This is a genomic window from Leptolyngbya cf. ectocarpi LEGE 11479 (genome assembly GCF_015207065.1).
Lineage (GTDB): Bacteria > Cyanobacteriota > Cyanobacteriia > Phormidesmidales > Phormidesmidaceae > Leptothoe > Leptothoe ectocarpi.
The window spans coordinates 1-7,141 of the sequence record NZ_JADEXP010000332.1; the positions used below are offsets into that span (position 1 = coordinate 1).

The following is a 7,141-nucleotide window of genomic DNA, read 5'->3' on the forward strand; positions in this document are numbered from 1 at the left end:
GCAATGTTGCGTCCATAACCGCCAGAAAGATCCCAATCGAACCCGGCGGTCGTGCCGCGTAGTCCGGCAACGACTTCAAAATCATCTTCGCGGATTTCTTCTTCAGGAATAAATCCGTTGGGGAATATTTCGCCATTGTTGCGGCCATCGCGTGGACGGCGAAAGGTAAAGAACAGCGTTGAAGACCGGTCTGTATAGGTTGCAAAGCTATAAGCCTCTACGTCGCCAAAATCATAGGCTGCATTTATTGCAAATGAGTATCGCTCAGACGGATACTCACCGAAGTTACGCACCGTTCGATTGACCAGAGCCTCTCGCGGATCAACCGAAAATGTACCGTCCATATTATCAACGTCCGGGAAGAACCGGAAGGAAGCGCCGGGCTCTGTCGGAATGGGCACAGGGCTTGCGCGCTCAGAGCCTTCATTCTGCCGATAATCAAACGACACATTAACAAAGCCATTATCGCCAAGAGCAAAACCGCCATTGGCGCCGAAGTTAAAAAACTCACCGTCATTGCGGTCGAAATTCTGGCCGCGTGTCGCAGTTAAGAAGCCGCCTTCAGGCGCCTCTTTCAAAATGATGTTGACCACGCCAGCAATGGCGTCAGAGCCATACTGAGCTGCCGCGCCGTCCCGTAGAACCTCAACCCGGTCGATTGCAGAATTGGGGATCATGTTCAAATCAACACCGGCTGACCCGCTAAACAAGCCTGTGCTGGTGTTAATGAGAGATGTCTTATGACGACGTTTACCGTTTACCAGCACCAGTGTTTGGTCTGGGTTCAGCGCACGCAAACCTGCTGATGCGATGAACGTGGCCGTCCCGCCGCCAGCGCGTTGCGGTAAATTCAGCGAAGGAACATTGTATCGCAATTGTTCAAACAGTCCGCCGGTTCCCGGTATTCGTTCCAACATTTCCGAGGAGAACACATCAATAGGTATCGGGCTGTCTATGACTGACCTAGGCTCACCCCGTACGCCTGTAACGATCAGTATGTCTTCCGTAGATGTTGCCGCTGCTGCATCTTGAGCGCTAGCGCCGGAAGGCAAGATGCTTGCGAACGCCGCCGCACTGGTTAGAAGCGCAGCTCTCAGAGTTCCCCGCTTATTGTTGGTTTTCATGCCGTTATTTCCCTCAACGTCGACGCAGTTTTCACAACGTCCAATTATAAGGGTGCCGGTTTCCGTAAGCCGTCCTTTGAGGCCAGTCTCTGTCAAAAGCACAAGCAGCGCATCTTCAACGGAGTAATCACCTCGGACTTCATTCGTGTAATGCGGCCCAACCAGTTTACGTTCAAACAAGACGCTGACCTGAGCTTGTTCGGCAAATTCCAAAATGCCTTCCGACGCCCTTTGTCGGTCAACCTTGAAACTAACCTCAACCTCAGTCGTATGAGCCTCACTCGCATGCGCTGCCTGTACGGACATAAAGCCCGAAACAATTATGACGCAAACGATACTTACGTATACCTTCGCCCCCCTTGCAAGTGTCAGCTGCACGACATTCCCCTCAGCCGTTAGGCGCTTCTTGGTTCATGTTCCGACAGCCTTATCTAGTGAGAGCAACGGCAAACAATTTTCCTCCATCATTTTTTTTAAAACCTTAAAGTATTTTTTCGGAAGCTGATGAATCGGGTTCAATATAATAATCATTATACGTCTTGGCTGATGTGAAAGACTCCCTCATCAACTTCCTCCACAGACAATCCAAATCCATCGCGCAAAGAATCGAAAATGGATTCAAGTTTTCCAACGGGAAAATACCCGCCGACCCTTAAATCACGGACATTTGCGTCAACGATCGCAATTTCAAATTCTGTATATCTGGAAACTTCCCCAATAACTTCGTGGAGCGGCTGATCTTCAAATGCGAGCACGCCATTGCGCCAAAACAATTCTGTTTCCAGTCGATCAGGCTCAATCCGGGTAACAGACCTAATCTTTTCACCAAACACCACGCGATCGCCTACTGAAGCTTCAGCTGTTCGCGCTTTTTGCAATTCGGGCGTATCAGCACTTACATTTACAAATATGTCAGGCGAATCCAGGAGGTCGACGACAATGTCGCCATCCGAAACCAATACCTCTATCTCGCTTTTGTCGTATTTAACCGAAAATGCCGTCCCCACGGCGCGTACCGATCCGTTACCCGCCTTTACCAGAAAGGCATTGTTTCGCTTATGCGCAACGTTGAAATGCGCCTCACCCGATAAGAGTGTGATTTCTCGAACGCCCCTCTTATATTGAACAACCATACTGCTGGAGGTGTTGAGAACCACAACAGATTGATCGGGTAATGCAATTTCCCTCTGCTCACCAATCATGGTTGAGTATGTAGCATTTTGCGCAGTGTATTGACGGTAGTTGAAATGATCGACGCTGACCGCCGACGCAGCAATCAGAACACCGACAGACGCAGCAACAGCAGCACCCGTTCGGAACATACCTCGTCGTTTGGAGTTCTCAGAAATTTCGGAAATTTCAGATAACTCAGCCGCGAAATGCTCATCAGCCTCAATATCGCTATTAGCAAGCAATGACCGAAAATCGTCCCACATCTCGACGACCCGGATCAGTTCATCATGTCGGTCTTGCCTTCCCTCAAGCCACTTTTGAAGTTCCAGGCTTTCCTCTTTGCTCAACTTGCCACGGTCAAGCCGCGCGGCCCACTCAATAGCGGCGCGGGTCTCCGGCGTCTGTTCAGGAAACTTGATTACATCGTTCATTTTAACACCGACTCATTCGCCAGCCATGGTAGTGAAACTCATTTACTATAACCTACTCTTTTTTCTTTTTCTGGATCTTGCGATCCCTTTTCGCCGAAATCGAGCCTCACAAATGGAAAAGCCTTTCGCTATATGCTTTTCTGTTGTGCTTTCCGATATGCCAAGCGTTTTCGCGATTTCACGTTGAGGCATGCCATAAAACATGCGGAGCAACATGACCTTGCGGCATGGCGTTGACATCGCCTCCAGCGCCTGCGCAAGCTCGCGCAATTCCTCGCGCGCCGCCAGTTTTTCAAATCCGTCACCGTCACTACTACTGAGCGCTGGACCGGAATAATCCTCTATGTAATCCGTGAGAATTGTCGACAATCGTGTCCGGTCTCGAATGACTAGCCTTTTTGCCGTAGTAAACAGATAGCTGGTCGGGTGATCAATTTTCGTATGCTCAGCTGCCGCATGAGCATTTACGAAGGCTTCCTGAACGATATCTTCTGCGCCATCTCGATTGCCAATTATGCGGCGTACATAGCGTTCCAGGCTTTTTTGGCACTCAAGAAAAGCCTGCTCCAGCCCAGTAATATTATTATTTTTCCGCACCATATTGTGACTTAGATTAACTGATCAACCAAAGCCCTGAAAGGCGTAACCCTGCAACACTAGCTGAACATAAACTTAAACCGATGCATTTTTTTGATTTCGCGTAGTGGAATTCTGGCGCTCAACACTCTTAACAGATGCGGAGTTTCATCTAATTTCCAACAAACCTGGAAGTACTATTTAGCTGACTATGCGCAATACCATCCACATTGGACCTTGGGCTGAAGACTAGAGCATCACATTGCATAGCAATGCTTATCGTCTCATATTAATCAGCAAAATGTTCTTTCAATATAGGCTACGCATATACCATGCTAAACCACTTATTCATTACTATACAATTTACATTATTGTGCTGCGTGCTAAACCCGACCGCGAAGGCGGTCAAATTATAATCAGCGCGCCTTCGCGCACGGGGCCCGGCAGACGCACATAGCGCCGGTCGATGGTTCCACCGGAGTACTCCGCAACCTCCTGCGCCAGCGCCCCTCATCTATGCCAAACATCAACGGGTTGGAGTCGTAATAAAATTCACTTGCCATACCGCTATAGCTCTTCTCCCGCAGCACCCCGCCCATCTAGTAGCAATACGTCGCCGTTCCGGACGACAAACCTGACGCCGTGCGCAATACATTCTCTACGTCATAGGTAATACGGCACACTAGCCAATCAAAAATACAAGGTTTTATAAATTCATCACGCTTACAATTAATACTCACACAGTTTTTTTTGCTCTATACGTTTTAGATTTTTCTGATAATTTTCAAAATGTATTGTTGACCGATGCCTTTCTATAAGGCCTTTTTTTATACCGATAGCCAAATTCCAATTACCATCTGCCGCGTAAGCACAGGCCAATGTTCCTAAACGATTCATATAAGAAATATCAGCAGCTACTGACCTGTGAGCAAGCATTATAGCCACCTCACTATACTCAATCGAAAAATCTGGATCAGTCGCATACAGCCATGCTAAGTTATTTAAGTTTGTTGGGTTATTGGGCGCAAGCTTAATCGATTTTTCCATGAGCGCCCTGGACTTTTCTTTATTATCTAAACTGGATCCGATAAGCCCAATGAAATTCCCTCTTGTTTCATTTTTTGAAAGACTTTGAAGGTATGTTCCCTGTTTTCTTTGCTCTTCTGCAGTTGCGCCATACGCAAGAAAATAATCTTCATCTTCAAATGAGTTCCAGTTACTCCAATCCCAATTTACTGTACTTCCGTTAGGTAGATGCCACCTTAAAAACATGTGCATTGGCGCCTTCACCAAACGAGTGTCCCAGCCTAATCTTTCGAAAATACTGAACATTATAAGTGATGCCATGTCACAATCGACTAAATAAATTGGTTTGGTAGAATCGTAATACTGCTTACGAATATTGTTGGCTTCGAAAGCTAGAATAGCATCGATCTCTTCGTCCAATAAGTTTTTAGGTGCCAATGCCTGTCCAAGCGTGTAAGGCGTATCCTCGTATTTAATAGGCTGAAAAAAGTTATTTTGAGCCAGCACACGAGACACCATTATCGCCGCAGCAATTGCCTCTTCAGCAGTCTCAGGTTCAGTTGCTTTTTTTCCAAGTACGGCTACCCCCTCATTTAATATTGCATTTAGAAGTTTAGATGATTGAGGAGGTACCTCCTTGTATTGATTTTCTAGTTCTAGCATCTCTAAAGCAAGCAGTCTCTCTGAATCGTTTGAAACCTTAGTATGAACTTGCGAGCACGATGCCATAAGGAAGGCAACAACACAGAGTAAAATATTCTTAGTAGTCTTTATACTTCGCATGTTAATATTTATTGTCATAACCTATCTTCTTCATCTGGTTGCTCGTCTTCAGTCGCTCTATAAGGTATTGTTACAGTTTCAGTCAGCTCACCTACGTGACATGTTTGACATGTCTCTTCATATTCTCTTAATCGTTCAAGCTCTTTATAACTATGACGTAGACCCGTTGGATCTGAGAAATTAATTGGGTCGTTATATGCGTAAGCATAGAGATTTTGCTGATCGGCATAGCCAATCGGATCGGTCTGCAGGAACCTGCCGGTCTCCGGGTCGTAGTAACGGGCCTTGTAATAATAGAGCCCCGTCTCCGCATCCAGTTTCTGACCGGTGAACCGGAACGGAAAGCCGCCGTCGCCTTCCGCGCCGCTGACGCCATAGGGGGAATAGGTGAACTTGTCTCCCGCCGCCACGGCCCCGGCGCTGCTTGAAAGCGCAATCACGCTGCCCAGCCGGTCCTGGTGGGCCCAACGCTCACACGTCGCATAGTTTGTGTTCGCACACGCACTATCGAGCGTGTAGTCGATCATCAGGAACGCTTCATCAACACTCCCCGGCAGGCTGCACGCGGATTACTTTAGTTCTAAGGCAAGCTATGTTTTCAACGGACTCGAGCTCAGAATATAGTACTTTACTCTTATAAAACCTGTTTCAAGATCGAGATCGGGTCTTTTTTTGCCGCTGAGCTAATTTAAACCTTAGAAAGTCATGCTCTTCACCACCACCAAAAGTAGCGGGAAGATCATTCACAACGTCAGTATTTATTAAGTTTAATAGTGCAGCATACGCATAAGCAGACAAAATTTTACTTTCACTTTTGGCTTGGTGTAGTAACACTTCTATCGAAGGTGCATTTTCCAGAAGCTGCACCCCTTTTTCATGAAACTGAAGGTCTTTCTTTTTATCAAGAAAGGGAAGCGCATTTCTAATAGTAGACGTTTCTAAAAGCGTCAGCAGAGTGATGTATCGCTTACGCAAATTAGCGTAACTTTCTTCTGATAAGCTCAATAACCTAGCAATTTGCCGATCAGATAAACTACCCAAATGTGATAGAGCACCATCCAAGATATAATATTTTGCTGCCGCATCATCCAAATCGATTCGCTCGATAGCCATGTCAACAAGAACAACACCAGGATGCCCTAGTTCTGAAAACACCTGCAAAGCTCTTATCACCACATATTTTTTACCTGAATTCAACATCCGAATTAATGGTTCGGGACCACGAAATTTGAATGCCGAGATAGCATCCCAAAAGGCATTTTTTCCTTTTGGAGTAAGTTCCTGGTTACCCGATTCTAAGACTTCAAACGGATCATAGCCAAATCTTTCATCGACAATTTTCGCGTAACCTTTATCTCCGTTAGATTCTATCATTCGATCACCACACTATTTACTTCAACCTCGACGTTCGATTAATTCTTCCAGGAGTTCATTTTCGCGATCTATACGCTCTTGATGTCCTTGATGGCGATCATGTTGCTCCTGTTCTTCTTCAGATCCATTCGGATTACCCTTTGGATGCCGCTCTTGATCCGCATGGCGTTCCCCTAAACTATTCTCCAATTCTTCGATTGCTTTATCCAACTCGCTGTCACTGATTTCCTCGGATGAGGGAAGGTCACCTTCTATTCTCTCACCCCCTGGATGCTTATCAAATACCTCATCCTCCTGACTATTATTATATAGCTCAATAGCTTCAGCGATGGCTAACGGAACCAAAACAGCCGCTGCGCCTGCGGCGCACCCAGCTACGACGCCAGCGGCACATGCTTTAGGCCCTGCAACGCATACTCTTGACCCGTAAGTTGCACCAGCTTTGCAAGCTTGAGCAGCACCATTTTTCCCTGCTGGATCTGAGAAATTAATTGGGTCGTTATATGCGTAAGCATAGAGATTTTGCTGATCGGCATAACCAATCGGGTCGGTCTGCAAAAACCTGCCGGTCTACGGGTCGTAGTAACGGGCCTTGTAATAATAGAGCCCCGTCTCCGTATCCAGTTTCTGACCGGTGAACCGGAACGGAAAGCC

At 46.7% G+C, this 7,141-nt stretch carries 6 protein-coding genes and 1 pseudogene; all 7 read right to left on the minus strand.

The features are described 5' to 3' along the window. The coding region (locus IQ260_RS24705; protein WP_193995741.1) for a TonB-dependent receptor at window positions 1–1,337 on the minus strand (1,337 nt) is incomplete at its 3' end. Window positions 1,338–1,654: 317 nt separating this feature from the next. Next, window positions 1,655–2,728: a FecR family protein gene (locus IQ260_RS24710; RefSeq protein WP_193995742.1), complete on the minus strand. Its 1,074-nt coding sequence runs from the start codon at window positions 2,726–2,728 to the stop codon at window positions 1,655–1,657. 45 nt (window positions 2,729–2,773) lie between these two features. Further along, a complete protein-coding gene (locus IQ260_RS24715) occupies window positions 2,774–3,328 on the minus strand; it encodes an RNA polymerase sigma factor (RefSeq protein WP_193995743.1) in 555 nt (184 codons plus the stop codon). Between the two features lie 705 nt (window positions 3,329–4,033). Next, window positions 4,034–5,131 carry a hypothetical protein gene (locus IQ260_RS24720; protein ID WP_193995745.1) on the minus strand — a complete coding sequence of 366 codons (1,098 nt, stop codon included), beginning with the start codon at window positions 5,129–5,131 and terminating at the stop codon, window positions 4,034–4,036. After that, the gene (locus IQ260_RS24725; RefSeq protein WP_193995746.1) at window positions 5,128–5,640 is read right to left on the minus strand and encodes an RHS repeat-associated core domain-containing protein; all 513 of its coding nucleotides are present in this window, start codon (window positions 5,638–5,640) and stop codon (window positions 5,128–5,130) included. The genes IQ260_RS24720 and IQ260_RS24725 overlap by 4 nt, the downstream gene beginning before the upstream one ends. Before the next feature lie 121 nt (window positions 5,641–5,761). Continuing rightward, window positions 5,762–6,487 (minus strand): hypothetical protein, encoded by a 726-nt coding sequence (locus IQ260_RS24730; protein ID WP_193995747.1) that lies wholly within the window; start codon window positions 6,485–6,487, stop codon window positions 5,762–5,764. Between the two features lie 21 nt (window positions 6,488–6,508). Further along, window positions 6,509–7,141, minus strand: a pseudogene (locus IQ260_RS24735) (RHS repeat-associated core domain-containing protein); the annotation flags it as partial.

Bases quoted from the DNA above. Each gene is read 5' to 3' on its own strand.
- IQ260_RS24710 (WP_193995742.1), bottom strand. From the start codon at position 2,728: ATGAACGATGTAATCAAGTTTCCTGAACAGACGCCGGAGACCCGCGCC.
- IQ260_RS24715 (WP_193995743.1), bottom strand. From the start codon at position 3,328: ATGGTGCGGAAAAATAATAATATTACTGGGCTGGAGCAGGCTTTTCTT.
- IQ260_RS24720 (WP_193995745.1), bottom strand. From the start codon at position 5,131: ATGACAATAAATATTAACATGCGAAGTATAAAGACTACTAAGAATATT.
- IQ260_RS24725 (WP_193995746.1), bottom strand. From the start codon at position 5,640: ATGATCGACTACACGCTCGATAGTGCGTGTGCGAACACAAACTATGCG.
- IQ260_RS24730 (WP_193995747.1), bottom strand. From the start codon at position 6,487: ATGATAGAATCTAACGGAGATAAAGGTTACGCGAAAATTGTCGATGAA.